At 40.9% G+C, this 12,958-nt stretch carries 15 protein-coding genes and 1 pseudogene; 13 read left to right on the top strand and 3 right to left on the bottom strand.

From position 1 onward, the window contains the following. Positions 1–317: 317 nt before the first annotated feature. The 13 genes from CYO89_RS03175 to glyS all read left to right on the top strand — a co-directional run bounded on the left by CYO89_RS03175 (position 318) and on the right by glyS (position 10,942). Entirely contained in the window at positions 318–917 is a 600-nt protein-coding gene (locus tag CYO89_RS03175) for a LysE family translocator (RefSeq protein ID WP_103597105.1), read from the top strand. Between the two features lie 73 nt (positions 918–990). Next, entirely contained in the window at positions 991–1,350 is a 360-nt protein-coding gene (locus CYO89_RS03180; protein ID WP_103597106.1) for a DsrE/DsrF/TusD sulfur relay family protein, read from the top strand. Between the two features lie 18 nt (positions 1,351–1,368). Beyond that, positions 1,369–2,265, top strand: coding sequence for a DUF4299 family protein (locus tag CYO89_RS03185; protein ID WP_103597107.1), 897 nt, complete (start codon positions 1,369–1,371; stop codon positions 2,263–2,265). Between the two features lie 148 nt (positions 2,266–2,413). Continuing rightward, positions 2,414–3,268 carry a hypothetical protein gene (locus CYO89_RS03190; RefSeq protein ID WP_103597108.1) on the top strand — a complete coding sequence of 285 codons (855 nt, stop codon included), beginning with the start codon at positions 2,414–2,416 and terminating at the stop codon, positions 3,266–3,268. 217 nt (positions 3,269–3,485) lie between these two features. After that, positions 3,486–3,971, top strand: a complete 486-nt coding sequence (locus CYO89_RS03195) for a 3-isopropylmalate dehydratase small subunit (protein ID WP_087582410.1) — start codon at positions 3,486–3,488, stop codon at positions 3,969–3,971. A gap of 9 nt (positions 3,972–3,980) precedes the next feature. Further along, positions 3,981–5,048, top strand: coding sequence for a 3-isopropylmalate dehydrogenase (gene leuB, locus CYO89_RS03200; protein WP_103597109.1), 1,068 nt, complete (start codon positions 3,981–3,983; stop codon positions 5,046–5,048). After that, on the top strand, positions 5,045–5,290 hold the full coding sequence (locus tag CYO89_RS03205) for a hypothetical protein (RefSeq protein WP_002941772.1): 246 nt from the start codon (positions 5,045–5,047) through the stop codon (positions 5,288–5,290). Before leuB ends, CYO89_RS03205 begins: the two co-directional genes overlap by 4 nt. After that, positions 5,272–5,694 (top strand): CiaD-like domain-containing protein, encoded by a 423-nt coding sequence (locus CYO89_RS03210; RefSeq protein ID WP_258032513.1) that lies wholly within the window; start codon positions 5,272–5,274, stop codon positions 5,692–5,694. Before CYO89_RS03205 ends, CYO89_RS03210 begins: the two co-directional genes overlap by 19 nt. Next, positions 5,654–6,826, top strand: coding sequence for a CCA tRNA nucleotidyltransferase (locus CYO89_RS03215; protein ID WP_103597111.1), 1,173 nt, complete (start codon positions 5,654–5,656; stop codon positions 6,824–6,826). The genes CYO89_RS03210 and CYO89_RS03215 overlap by 41 nt, the downstream gene beginning before the upstream one ends. A gap of 74 nt (positions 6,827–6,900) precedes the next feature. Further along, positions 6,901–7,380 carry a tRNA (cytidine(34)-2'-O)-methyltransferase gene (locus tag CYO89_RS03220; protein ID WP_012139996.1) on the top strand — a complete coding sequence of 160 codons (480 nt, stop codon included), beginning with the start codon at positions 6,901–6,903 and terminating at the stop codon, positions 7,378–7,380. Next, positions 7,377–8,771 (top strand): endonuclease/exonuclease/phosphatase family protein, encoded by a 1,395-nt coding sequence (locus CYO89_RS03225; RefSeq protein ID WP_103597112.1) that lies wholly within the window; start codon positions 7,377–7,379, stop codon positions 8,769–8,771. Before CYO89_RS03220 ends, CYO89_RS03225 begins: the two co-directional genes overlap by 4 nt. A 3-nt stretch (positions 8,772–8,774) precedes the next feature. Then, the gene (locus CYO89_RS10320) at positions 8,775–8,927 is read left to right on the top strand and encodes a hypothetical protein (RefSeq protein WP_181001876.1); all 153 of its coding nucleotides are present in this window, start codon (positions 8,775–8,777) and stop codon (positions 8,925–8,927) included. Next, positions 8,924–10,942 (top strand): glycine--tRNA ligase subunit beta, encoded by a 2,019-nt coding sequence (glyS, locus tag CYO89_RS03230; RefSeq protein ID WP_103597113.1) that lies wholly within the window; start codon positions 8,924–8,926, stop codon positions 10,940–10,942. Before CYO89_RS10320 ends, glyS begins: the two co-directional genes overlap by 4 nt. A 42-nt stretch (positions 10,943–10,984) precedes the next feature. Here the strand turns inward: glyS and CYO89_RS10525 are convergent, their stop codons facing one another. The 3 genes and pseudogenes from CYO89_RS10525 to CYO89_RS03240 form a co-directional block, all read right to left on the bottom strand. Continuing rightward, entirely contained in the window at positions 10,985–11,947 is a 963-nt protein-coding gene (locus CYO89_RS10525) for a phosphoethanolamine transferase (RefSeq protein WP_258032514.1), read from the bottom strand. Positions 11,948–11,961: 14 nt separating this feature from the next. Beyond that, positions 11,962–12,354 (bottom strand): annotated as a pseudogene (locus CYO89_RS10530) (phosphoethanolamine transferase domain-containing protein). A gap of 285 nt (positions 12,355–12,639) precedes the next feature. Further along, positions 12,640–12,954, bottom strand: a complete 315-nt coding sequence (locus CYO89_RS03240; RefSeq protein WP_103597114.1) for a helix-hairpin-helix domain-containing protein — start codon at positions 12,952–12,954, stop codon at positions 12,640–12,642. Between the last annotated feature and the right edge of the window lie 4 nt (positions 12,955–12,958).

The raw sequence follows: 12,958 nt of genomic DNA on the forward strand, positions 1-12,958 counted from the left end.
TTATAAATTTTTAGTGGGCTATTTTATGGTTTAAATTTAGCTAGCTTTGAAGGCAATTAAATTTATGGAGTGCCTACGTGGCAAAAGATAAATTTAGTCGTAAGCAAAAGCAGGCTAAGTAAATTTACCACTTTTTAAGCTCTAGGCTGCGAAACAGACACAAAATCGCCTTTGCTTTTGCATTAAATTTATATGCCTAGCGCCAAAAGTCAAATTTTATCACGTCCAAAAGCAGGCTAAATTTGCTAATGAAGCGCTCTTTTATCATAAATTTATAGATTTTGATTTAGCATTTCATTAAAATTTCAAGGCATCTCATGAATTTCTTGCTATTTTTTATCACCCTTGCACCCATCTCGCTGATGCCAGGTATAAACATGACTTATGCGATGAGCGTTGGTATGAGCTTTGGCTACAAGCACTCGTTTTTCGTGATGGCTGGGCAGCTTTTAGCGATCGCTTTTGTCTCGTTTAGCTGTATGCTTGGCGTGGGAGCGGTGTTACATCATTTTGAGTACGCATTTAAGGCGCTAAACATCATCGCAGGCCTTTATATGCTCTATCTTGGTGTGATGCTCTTTTTTGGCAAGGGCGAGCTTAGCATCACAAAGGTCTCAAATTTGCCAAGCAAAAAGCAGATGTTTATAAATGGCCTCATCGTTAGCGTCTCAAACCCAAAGGCGTGGATATTTTTCTCAGCCTTGCTGCCTACATTTTTGGACAAAGACGATCCTTTTAGCCTCGCTCGCATGTGCGTGATCACCGTAACGCTCGTTTTCATCGAGTTTTGCGCGCTAAATATCTACGCACTTGGCGGAGCTATGCTAAAGAAATTTTTACAAACGCACCTAAGACTACTTGAAATTTGCACTGCCATCATCGTCTGCACGATCGGCGTACTCTTGCTTTTTAGATAAATTTATCCCCTTTTTACCTAGCTTGGCTAAAATTTGCCCAGTTTGCACTACATTTTTAGCAAAAGGATAAGAGATGAAAAAATTTCTATTTATATTTACAAATCAGCCATATAACGGCACGGACAATGCTTACAACGCACTAAGGCTAGCTAGAGCGCTAAAAGAAAAGGGCGAAGAGGTTAGGATATTTCTTATGAACGACGCAGTCGATCTTGCGCGAAATAGTACTAAAAAGCCAGAAAACTACGACGTTGATCTAGTAGCGATGCTAAAGGAGCTTTACGCTAGCGGCGCGATGCTTAAGGTTTGTGGTAGCTGCCAAACAAGGTGCGGTTTGCATGTGGGAGAGCCTTATTTTGAGGCTGAGGTGAAAGGCAGCATGGATATCTTGTCCGAGTGGGTGAGAGAGTGCGATCAGGTGATGACATTTTAGAGCAAAAAAGGAGAATTTATGAGTTTGACATTTAGTGTAAAAAATAAAAAGAAGCTACTTGGCGGATACGCAAAGGCGCTAAGCGAGCGTGAAATTTCAGCTCTTGTTGAGGGGCTTTTCTTTTTTAACAGCGAGCAAGAGGAGCCAAGCGCAAATGAGCTGGGTGCTGACGTGATGATAGCAGGTGTGTGGCAAAAGAGCGTTCGTGGCTTTGAGCTAAACTACGAAGATGGCGAGTATATCGTGCGCGTTTATACTCCAAGTGGCGTTGGCGACTGGCAGATCGCACTTGAGCTACTCTCAAAGCTCTCAGCTCAAACTGGCTCAAAAATAGAGTGCGACAACGAAAAAAATTATGATAGTGAGCAAATTTTAAAATTTGACTACGAGACTGACATCATGTGGGGGCTTGAAGCGTTAAAAGATATAAAAGAGAAAAATCAAACGCTTTATATCTCTGGCGTGGAGCGAGACGTGGCGTTTGACGCGGTTATGGTAGATGAAATTTTTGCAAGCGCCACCAGCCCTGCGGCTAAATTTGATGAGATGATGAGGCAGGTGCAGTATCTTGACGCATACAGCGCAAGAGAGCACATCTATCAAGACAAAGACGGCAATGAAATTTTTGGCACATATACACTTAGTGAAAATTTACCGACCATCTTGCCTTATGCTCCATCTCCGTCGTGGCAGGCGCAAGAGGCGCTTGGGGATCGCAAGGTCTCACGCTGGGTACTTACGCTAGTTGTGGGCGTGGATGATAGTGACGCTCACGTGCTTGATGAGTGTGAATATGGAGCTTTTATGGCAAATTTGCCAAAAGAAAAATACCACTTCATTGACGCTGCAAACGTGCTTGTTGAGCCACTTAGTGAAGATGAGATGAGAGAAATTTTGCAAAAGGCTAAGGCTTAAATTTATTAAACCCCAAAAAATGTAAATTCGCCTCAGACTTGCTTAAAATTTAAGCCAGTTTAAGTGCATTTTCAAGCTCGTAAAAGCCAGAATTTTACTGACTATGCCGCTTTTTGAGTATGATACGTATGGTTTAAAAAGGATAAAAATGAAAATTTTAAAGGCTATTTTAGTGGCGGCATCGGTGGTTTGCTTTCTAAATTCGGCCATTTTACCGCAAAGCGACTGGAGCAAAAAAGAGCTAAAAGGCGAGGTTAAGAGCATGACGGCTACGGAGTATGAATACTCTATGGATGGCTCTGGCACGCTAGAAAACACACGCGTAAAACGAACGGAGTTTAACAAAAATGGCTATATACTGCAAGAAACCGAGCATATAAACGGCGTGCCAAATAGCTCGGTTTTGTTTGAATACGGCAAAGACGGACTAATACGCAAAAAATATCAAAATAGTGCCGTTTATCTCTACGAATACGAATTTGACGGCGAAAATCTAGTCGAGACGGCCAAAGAGCAGTATATCGAGGATAAATTTTACCCGCGCACGGAGAAAACCACTTACGGCAAGGACGGCAAAATGATCGCTCGGGCTGTGTATTCGGGCAGGGAACTAGTGATAGACGATAGCTACGTCTACGACGAAAAGGGCGTTTTAATGCGGATAGAAGATAATATGGAGCCGCGGCACGGCATAGAGATAAGCTTCGAGCGCAAGCCAAACGGCGAATACGAAAAAATCACGCAAACTCCGAACTCAAAATGGGTCTATTACTACGCAGCAAACGGCGACGAGATGGAGTATACGTCGGTAAATTACTTTGGCTCTGAGGCAAAAATCTGGCAAATCTTGCAGTTTAAGGATATAATCAGGGACGAACGGGGAAATTTGACGCATAAAACTTCATTCAAATTTAAGCCCGCGGACAAATACTACGAAAACGGCGACATAAAAGAGATCGGTCTATACAAAAAACTAGAAATCAGCTACGAATACTACGAATAAAAACGCCTAATTAAGGCAAAATTTACGTAATTTGACGCTCGCATCGCCGCTCATAAAATGCCACCTTATTTGGTTAAATTTAAATCATTTATGGCAAGTAAAATGCTTTATCTAGGCTAAATTTAGGGCTTTTAGAGCGCTAAATTTGGCTTTTTGATTATTTATTTAGCTTCTTTTGGTTAAAATCAGCCCAAATTTACAAAACTAAAGGTTAAAAATGAAACAAGGCAAAGTTTGGAAATTTGGCGACAACATCGACACTGACATCATCATCGCCGCAAGATATTTAAACACTTCAGACGAAAAAGAACTAGCAAAACACATCATGGAAGACGCTGATCCTAAATTTAGCTCAAAAATAGCAAAAGGCGACATCATCGTAGCTGGCGAAAATTTTGGCTGCGGTAGCTCAAGAGAGCACGCCCCGCTAGCGCTAAAAGAGGCTGGCATAGCAGCTGTTGTGGCTAAGAGCTTTGCGAGGATTTTTTATAGAAACAGCTTTAACACAGGGCTTTTGATACTTGAGATAAAAGAGACTGAGGAGATAAACGAAGGCGACACGCTAAAGATCGACGTAGATAACGGCGTCATCGTAGATGAAAGCACGAAAAAAGAGTATAAATTTAACGCTATCCCGCCATTTATGCAGGAGCTTTTAAATGCTGGTGGCCTTATCGAGTATGCAAAAGCGAAGATGAACTAAGGAGCGGCGATGAAAAACTATAAAATTTGCGTTATAAAAGGCGATGGCATCGGCCCTGAGATCATCGACGAGGCGATAAAGGTTTTAGACGTAGTGAGCGCTGAGTTTGGTATCAAATTTGAGTACGACTACAAGCTTATGGGCGGCGCAGCCTACGATGTTTTTGGCGAGCCACTGCCAGATGAGACGCTAAAATCTGCGCTTAGTAGCGATGCTGTGCTTTTTGGAGCGATCGGCGGCGAGAAATGGGACAGCCTGCCAAGACACCTAAGGCCAGAGAGCGGACTTTTAAAGATCAGAAAAGAGCTAGAAGCATACGCAAATTTACGCCCAGCCATCATCTTTGACGAGCTAGTGGATGCTAGCACGCTAAAGCCAGAGGTTTTAAAGGGCGTTGATTTTGTCGTGGTTCGCGAGCTAACTGGTGGGCTTTATTTTGGTCAGCCACGTGAAAAAGGCGAAGATAGAGCGTTTAATACGATGGTTTATACTAAATTTGAGATCGAGCGCATCGCAAAGATCGCCTTTGAGACGGCTATGCTTCGCAAGAAAAAGGTCTGCATGGTCGATAAGGCAAATGTGCTTGAGACAAGTCAGCTTTGGCGTGAGGTGACTAGCGAGGTGGCAAAGGGCTATCCTGAAGTAGAGCTTAGCTTTATGTATGTCGATAACACAGCGATGCAGCTAGTAAGAGTGCCAGCAAATTTTGACGTCATACTTACTGAAAATTTATTTGGCGACATTTTAAGTGACGAAGCGAGCATGGTTTGTGGCTCGATAGGACTTTTACCAAGTGCTAGCATGGGCGGCAAAGTGGGAATTTATGAGCCTATCCATGGCTCAGCGCCAGACATCGCAGGGCAGGGCATAGCAAATCCGATCGCAACCATTTTAAGTGCAGCGATGATGCTAAGATACGCTTTTGGCGAGAGCGAAGCTGCAAATGCGATAGAAAATGCCGTAAAAACAGCTCTTGCAAAGGGATATAGGACAAAAGATATCGCCGCTTTTAACGCAGTTGAAATTTGCTCAACAAGCGAGATAGGCGACGTGATAGCAGGATTTATCAAAAAATGAAAAACACGATCACTGAAGCACTGATCTACGAGGCGCAAGGGCTAAAAGATGATGCGCTTGAAATTTACAAGAACATCTTAAAGCAAGACCCGTCAAACAAGGACGCCCTTAGCGCGATAAACCGCCTGAGCGGACTTCGCAAGGAGCGCGTGATAAAAAACGAGCAGATGAAAGAGTTTTTTATCAGGATGAAAAGTGACGAAGAGATAAATGAATTTAAAAGGTGGTTGATAAGATTATGAAGCTTGATGATATCGCTAGGATGGCCATTAGTGAGGTTAGCGCCGAGCTTGAGAAGATAGAGGCACTGCAAAACAAAAAGCAAGAAGAGCTTGAAAGGGAGAATTTAAAAAAAGAACTTTTAGCGATGGAGGCTAGTGAGCAAGAGGCGGCTGATGAACCAGAGTTTGAAGCAAGCACTCAAATCGAACCAGAGCCAAAGGTAACGCAAATTTCACCAAAGAGCAGAGAGATAAGCGAGGAGGAAATTTTCTTAGCAAACCTTGCTGAACGCATAGAGGTGCTTTTTGAGGGGCTTAAGCAAACTAGCGAGCAAGACCTTAGCCAAAGGCTCGAGCTAACGACTAAATTTTTAGAATTTACCCTTGCAAACATCGAAAATAGACTCCAAAATCTCTCAAAATAATAAATTTGAGGCAAAAACTGGTACAAGCATTTACAAAAATAGCGAGCTAGACTTCTTTAGATCGCTATTTGCCCCATTTAGCAAGCGCGTCTATCTAGTAGGTGGCTGCGTGAGAGATGCGCTTTTGGGGCGAGAAATTTATGACTATGACATCGAAGTTTATGATATCGAGCCTCTCAAATTTGACGAGCTGATGGCTGGCATAAAAGCTAGTGGTGTTGGCAAAAGCTACTTCATCTACAAATACAAAAACTACGACCTTGGTCTGCCACGAAGCGAGAGCAAGACCGGAAATTCGCACAAAGACTTTGCCGTAAGCTACATAAATGATCCAAGCCTTGCAAGTCTTAGGCGTGATTTTACGGTAAATGCCATGATGATGAATATCTTTAACGGCGAAATTTTAGACTTTCATGGCGGCAAAAAGGACCTTGAGTGCAAAACCCTAAGGCACATAGATAGTGAGAAATTTAAAGAAGATCCACTAAGGGTGCTTAGAGGCGTGCAGTTTAGCGCTAGGCTTGGTTTTAGCATAGCTGATGAGACGCTAGAGCTTATGAAAACGCTTGATCTAGCGCATCTAAGCAAAGATAGGATAAATACCGAGCTTATTAAATTTTTTCGCTCAGAGCATCTTGAAAAAGGGGCGTTTTATCTTTTTAAGCTTTCACTTTTTAAAGAAATTTTTGGCGTGCAAATTTGTGAAAATGATGAGTTTTTGGCTGAGCTAAAGAACGCTAGAAATTTCGTGGATGATGAGCGGCTATTTTTATATATGCTTTTTGGTAAATTTGAGCTTGACGCAAAAGAAATTTTAGAGAAAATGCGCTTGCCAAAGAGCTACTTTTCTATCTTAAAAGAGCCATTTTTTAAAGCTATGCCAAGTGATAGAGAGCTACTACAAATCGCTCTAAATATGCCACTAAAATCATGGCTGGGAGCTTACAATAAAGAGCGCATAGAGCGTGCAAAAGAGCTTGGGGTCTATGAGAGTAAATTTGAGCCAAAGATAGATGTGCGCGAGATCTTGGCGGCTGGCTTTAAAAACGAGATGATCGCCGTTGAGATAAAACGCGCCCAGGAGCTTGAAATTTCAAACTATCTAGCCAAGCGCAAATTTAGAAAATCTTAATCTTTAAAACTCTTAAAAGCCCATTTTGGCTAAAATGAGCCAATTTATAACACTTTTTAAGGCAAGAAAAACTTATGTTTAACATAGTCCTAGTCCATCCTCAGATACCGCAAAACACCGGAGCTATCGGCAGAATGTGCGTCAATGCAAATTTAAAGCTGCACATCGTTAAGCCAACTGTGTTTGACTTGAGCGAAAAGGCTGTTAGACGTGCTGGGCTTGATTATTGGAAAATTTTAGATCCAAAAATTTGGGAGAGCCTAGATGAATTTTTGGAGGCAAATTTAAGCCACAAAGAGCGATTTTTCTTTGCTACGACCAAGACAAACAGGCTTTACTACGACGCTAAATTTGAGCCAGGTGATTTTATATTTTTTGGCGGAGAGAGCACGGGACTGCCAAGAGAATTTATGGATATAAATTTCAAAAACGCCATAACGATCCCGATGGGGAAAGAGGGCAGGAGCTTAAATTTAGCCATGAGTGCTGGCATCATCGCGTATGAGGCGATCAGACAAAACATCTCTAAATTTGACTTTAGGAGCGAGGTTTGAGAGCGCTTTTTGCATTAGTTTTTGCCGTTTTTATGGCGTTTGCTAGCGAGATAAGCATCGCAACTTATAATGTGCAAAATTTATTTGACTGCAAGGATGATGGCAGCGAATATCCTGACTTTAAATCTAGCACTTCAAAGTGGGACTGCGAGGCGGCTAGCTCAAAACTAAAAAGAACAAGGCAGGTCATAGACGCTATAAATACCGACATCATCGCACTTGAAGAGGTCGAAAACGAGCAGGTTTTAAAGGCTTTGGTTGATGGCAGTGAGTATAAATTTATAGCCTTTAGCAAGGCAAAAAACTCTCCAGTTGGGCTAGCTCTTATATCAAAGATAAAGCCAAGTGGCAGTGAAATTTTTGAAGTGCCAAATGTAAAAACTAGAAATGTCTTAAAGGTCGTTTTTGAGGTGGAGGGCAAGAAATTTAGCGTTTTTGTTAATCACTTCCCAGCTTATAAAAACGGCATAAATATGCAAAAAAAGGCGGAAAGAACGTTAAGAGCAGCTCTAGGTAACGAGCAAAATGCCATAGTTTTAGGCGATTTTAACTCACCTTATGGGCAAAAATCCATCTTAAACGATATCATCGCAACTCGTGGATATTACGATCTTTATAGCTTTTTAGCCCCAAAAGATAGATACTCTCATGCAGTCCATGGCAAAAAGCGAGCCATTGATCACGTTTTGCTCTCGCCTAGCTTTATGGCAAATGGCGATCTAAGCTACATTGATGGCAGTTTTGAAGTCTTTAAACCAAGCTTTGTGGTCGATGAGCATGGCTTTGCAAAGAGTAATCTTTACTCAGACCACTTTGCGCTTAAATTTAAAATCTCAACCAAACCAAGTCCTGCTAAAAGTGGTCAGCTCTCAAATGAAAATTTGAAAAAAGAAGCTAAAAAAGCAGAGGATCAAAACTATAAAAAAGCTGACATAGAGACGCTTTTTATGCATCCTGAGGATGTGCCAGTGCTAGTTGAAAGAGCTGTTGTCGTCTTAAAAGATAAACATGGCTTTATCATCTCAAAAAATCGCCGTGGAATTTACGTTTTTGATCCTAAAAATAGCGTCGGTGTGGGCGATGAGTTTGACATTTTGATCAGACGAGTGAAATTTTACAAAGAGGCGCTTGAAGTAAGCTCTTATGAGATCATAAATGAGCATGGCACAAAAGATGTAAGCGAAAATTTACTTGATAGCTCAAAGCTAAGCATTGCAAGAAGTGGCGACGTGATCGCTAAAATTTCAGGTAAGCTAGAGGGTGGCTACTTGCATACACCACATGGCAAAATCAGAGTTTATAGTAAAAAGAGGCTAAAAGATGGCGAGTATAGCTTTGAGCGGGCGAGGGTGAAAATTTATAAAAACGAAAAAGAGATTGTTGTGGAGTAGATGGTGCAAATTTTAGATATTTTTATGATCACGGCATTTGTTTTATTTGCCATTTTTATGATAAGAGGCGTCATTTTGCAGGCGCAAGAGAAGGAGAGAGTAAGAGAGATGATAAGAGAAAAAAGAGAAAATTTTAATAAAAAGAGTGAGATATGAAAGAGTTGTTACTAGAGATCGGAGTCGAGGAGCTTCCAGCGATACCATTTTTAAGAGAGCTACCAAACATCAATGCTAAATGGCAGGCTGTGCTTGAAAAATACAACATCAAAAGCGAGTTTAAATTTTACTACACGCCGCGCCGTTTGGTCTTTTTCCATGAGAAATTCCCGCAGGCTCAGCCAGATAGCGTGGCTAGTTTCGTTGGCGCGCCAAAGCAAGTAGCACTAAAGGACGGAGCTTTTACAAAGGCAGCGCTTAGCTTTGCAAATAAATGTGGCATAAGTGAGAGTGAGCTTAAATTTAAAGAGATAGACGGCAAAGAGGTGCTTTACTACGAAAAAGAGGTGAAGGGCGAGCCGGTTGCTAAGATAATGGGCGACATGGTCGAGGAGTTTTTAAAGAGCCTTAGCTTTGGTAAGTCTATGCGCTGGGGCAACGGCGAGTTTGAGTTTATCCGTCCGATAAGATCGTTTTTGTGCTTGCTTGGTGATGAGGTCATTAAATTTAATAAATTTGGCGTAGAGAGCAGTAACTCTACCTATCCTCACAGAAGCATCAGTTACGACAAGATAAAAATTTCAAATATAAAAGAGTATTTTGATGGCTCAAAGAGCCGTGGCGTCGTGCTTGAAGCAGGCGAGAGAGAGAAAATAATCCTTGATGAGTTTGAAAAGATCAGTCAAAAAAGTGGGCTAAAGATCGAGATAGATAAAGAGTTGCTAGCTGAAGTCGTAGCGATCACAGAGTATCCAACAGCTCTTCTTGGCTCGTTTGAAAAGGAGTTTTTAGAGGTGCCAAGTGAGGTCATCATCACTTCTATGAAAGAAAATCAGCGCTACTTCCCAGTCTTTAAAGATGGCAAGCTCGCAAATGGCTTCGTTGTCGTAAGCAACGCTATTACAGATGACTACTCACTCATCATCAAAGGCAACGAAAAGGTGCTAAGAGCAAGGCTAAGTGACGCGATGTTCTTTTGGCAAAGCGACCTTAAGGCTGAATTTAGCCCAGAAAAACTAAAAAATATAACCTACCTAAAAGAGCTTGGAAGCATCTATGAAAAAGAGCTTAGAGAGCTAAAGGTGGCTAAAAAACTAGCTAGCAACTATGATGAGCTACTTAAAAAAGAAGCTGGCGAGTACGGGGCTAAGCTGGAGCGAGCTGTGATGCTAAGCAAGGCCGATCTTACAACGCAGATGGTTTATGAATTTACCGAGCTTCAAGGCATCATGGGTGCTTACTACGCAAAGGCTAAAAATGAGGATGAAAATGTCGTTCTAGCCATAAAAGAGCAGTATCTGCCAGACGGCGAGGAGGCGCAGTGCCCAAGCAAGGTCTTTAGCTCGGTGGTGGCGCTTTCAAATAAGCTTGATACGCTAATGGGGCTCTTTAGCATCGGCAAAATCCCAAGCGGCACGAAAGACCCATACGCTATAAGGCGCGCAGCAAATGGCGTGATAAAGATCGTTTTGGCGCATAGTTTGAAATTTAATGTAAAAGAAATTTTAGAAGATATCGCAAAAGAGTATAAGAAATTTGACGTTGAAGTGCTTATAAATTTCATCCTTGATAGGCTCTATACCTTCTTTGACGCAAACGCTTCTATCGTAAAAGCTTGCATAAAAAGCGGCGAAAAGGACATCTTGGAGCTAACTAAGATGATAGAGGCACTTGCTAAAATTTCAAGCGAGCCAAATTTTAGAGAGAATTTCTCGACATTTAAGCGCCTTGCAAACATCATAAAAGATGATAAATTTAGCAAGGTCGATGAAAGCCTCTTTGAGATAGATGCCGAAAAGGCCTTAAATGACGCATTTAAAGCGGTTGATAAGAGTCTAGCGTATGAGCCAAGACTAAAAGCGCTATTTGCTCTAAAACCGCAGATAGATGAGTTTTTTGACAAAGTTATGATAAACGTTGAAAACGAGAAAGTGCGAAATAACCGCGTCGCAATAATCGGTCAAATTTATAGCGAGATACTAAAAGTAGCCGATATAAAAGAGATCAGCTTTTAAATTTGCGCCAGCTTCGGGCTTTGCCTAGGCTGGCTTTTAAATTTACTCCCTAAAGATATCAAATTCTGGCTCGTAAGCCTTAGTTTTTACCTCAAAATATCCAAGAACTGAGCTAAAGACAAAATCATGCGAAAGAGTTTCGTCTTTTCTAGCTTTTAGTCTTTTTAAAAGCTCACTATCGCTTGAAAAGATGATGGCTGGGATATGTTTTTGCTCATCTGGAGCGATGGAGTAAGGCAGACCGTGTAAATATATACCATTTTCGCCTAGGCTCTCTCCGTGATCTAAGAAAAAGAACATGGCAACTTCAAATTTATCTTTTTTTGCTTCAAGGGCGTTTATCAGCTCGCTTTGCAGATAGTCCTCATATAAAATGGTGTTGTCATAGGTGTTTGCTATCTCATCTGGCGTGCATTTGTTTAGCTCGGCAGTGTCGCATGTTGGGGTGAATTCTTTAAATTTGCTTGGATAGCCTTTGTAGTAGATGGGGCCATGTGAGCCTTGCAAATGTAGCACGATAAAGGTAGTGGAGTTTGCATCTTTTATGACCTTTTTTGCCTCATCAAATATCACTTCATCAAAGCCAGCTGCTCTGTGCTCTGAAGTATGGTTTTGATCAAGATTGTCGCAAACCACCGCTTCTCTTTTTTCGCAGCCGCCACTATTGTTGCCAAAAAAGTATGTTTTTATGCCAAGTTTATTGATGATATCAACTAAATTTTCACGAGTCTTAGCCTCGCGGTTGCTAAAATTCTCTCGTTTTAAGTCTGAAAATAGACAAGGCACGCTAGTCTCTGTGGCAGTCCCGCATGAGTAGAAATTTGTAAAACTTACTACATCTTTTTGCTTGGTGAATTTGTTTGTATCGTTTTTAGCGTAGCCATTTAGTGAGTAGTTTTTACTCCTTTGCGTCTCACCAACTATCAAAACTAAAATTTTCTTTTTATCATTAGTAAGTGTTGCATCATCTGCCACGTAGGTAAAAGGAAGCGGTTTTTGCGCCAAAGACTTTGCTAATCTTATGCCAGAGTAGATAGGATAGTATGGGAGCAAAACACTTGAGGCGTTATGCTCTCTAAAAAATGGTATAAAATTTTAGACATGAGAGCAAAGATTATAGCTGCACTTGCCAAAGCGCTAAGAGCTATTTTTACCCTTGATCTAAGTGCATTTTTAAAACCTTCATAGCTAATCTTTACAAGCGCTACATATATGCAAGGCAGGATGGTTGCAAAAATAAGCCAAAGAATTAGGCTGGCATTAAAATAGCTAAATGCCTATCTTGTGTCAGTGTGCAAGACGTTTAATAACATGCCTTTATCTATAATGACGCCATAAGTTTGCATAAAGTAAGCAGAGATGCTGCTAATCATGATGAGAAAGATAGCAAGAGGTTTTAGCAAAAATGGCACAAGCAAAATGCAAAAAACTCCAGCAAATATCAAAAGAAAAATATGCTAAGTAGATTAAAAAGCAGTATAGAAAAAGACAAAGTGTCGCCCGATAAAAATCCTAAAAATACGCCCTTAAATAAAAATATGTAGTTTATGAAAAACATATAAGCTACAAATAAAATTAAAAATTACAAAAAGCTTATATGTCTTATTTTGTCGATGTTTAGCATTTCTAGCCACCTTCTTTCAGGGGCGTAATGATAGAGCTAAAATGTAAATGGCTAGAAATTTAGAAGAGAAAAACTATTTTTTCTTTTTCTTGCTTTTTAGCTTTTTGCTTTTTGAATTCTTTTGAGGCTCAGCCTTTTTCACCTTTTGGTTATCTTTTACACTAAGCTTTTCTTTGACCTTTTGCATGTCGTTAAAGCCGATGCCTTGAACCTTCTCAAGCTCCTCGACACTTGTAAATTTATGAGCTTTTCTATATTTTATTACATTTAGTGCCTGGCTCTTGTTTAGCCCAAGACTCATTAGCTCGCTCTTGCTGGCAGTGTTTAGATCAGCGCCGTATGCAAGGCTTGCAAGCGCTAGACAAAGTAAAATTTTTAATTTTTTCATCTTA

Origin of the sequence: Campylobacter concisus (genome assembly GCF_002913765.1) — a bacterium.
GTDB lineage: Bacteria > Campylobacterota > Campylobacteria > Campylobacterales > Campylobacteraceae > Campylobacter_A > Campylobacter_A concisus_BB.

What these genes read in the sequence shown, in the direction of transcription:
- glyS (WP_103597113.1), top strand. Translation starts at nt 8,924, where the DNA reads ATGAAAGAGTTGTTACTAGAGATCGGAGTCGAGGAGCTTCCAGCGATA.
- CYO89_RS03240 (WP_103597114.1), bottom strand. Translation starts at nt 12,954, where the DNA reads ATGAAAAAATTAAAAATTTTACTTTGTCTAGCGCTTGCAAGCCTTGCA.
- CYO89_RS03175 (WP_103597105.1), top strand. Translation starts at nt 318, where the DNA reads ATGAATTTCTTGCTATTTTTTATCACCCTTGCACCCATCTCGCTGATG.
- CYO89_RS03195 (WP_087582410.1), top strand. Translation starts at nt 3,486, where the DNA reads ATGAAACAAGGCAAAGTTTGGAAATTTGGCGACAACATCGACACTGAC.
- CYO89_RS03185 (WP_103597107.1), top strand. Translation starts at nt 1,369, where the DNA reads ATGAGTTTGACATTTAGTGTAAAAAATAAAAAGAAGCTACTTGGCGGA.
- leuB (WP_103597109.1), top strand. Translation starts at nt 3,981, where the DNA reads ATGAAAAACTATAAAATTTGCGTTATAAAAGGCGATGGCATCGGCCCT.
- CYO89_RS03205 (WP_002941772.1), top strand. Translation starts at nt 5,045, where the DNA reads ATGAAAAACACGATCACTGAAGCACTGATCTACGAGGCGCAAGGGCTA.
- CYO89_RS03220 (WP_012139996.1), top strand. Translation starts at nt 6,901, where the DNA reads ATGTTTAACATAGTCCTAGTCCATCCTCAGATACCGCAAAACACCGGA.
- CYO89_RS03190 (WP_103597108.1), top strand. Translation starts at nt 2,414, where the DNA reads ATGAAAATTTTAAAGGCTATTTTAGTGGCGGCATCGGTGGTTTGCTTT.
- CYO89_RS03180 (WP_103597106.1), top strand. Translation starts at nt 991, where the DNA reads ATGAAAAAATTTCTATTTATATTTACAAATCAGCCATATAACGGCACG.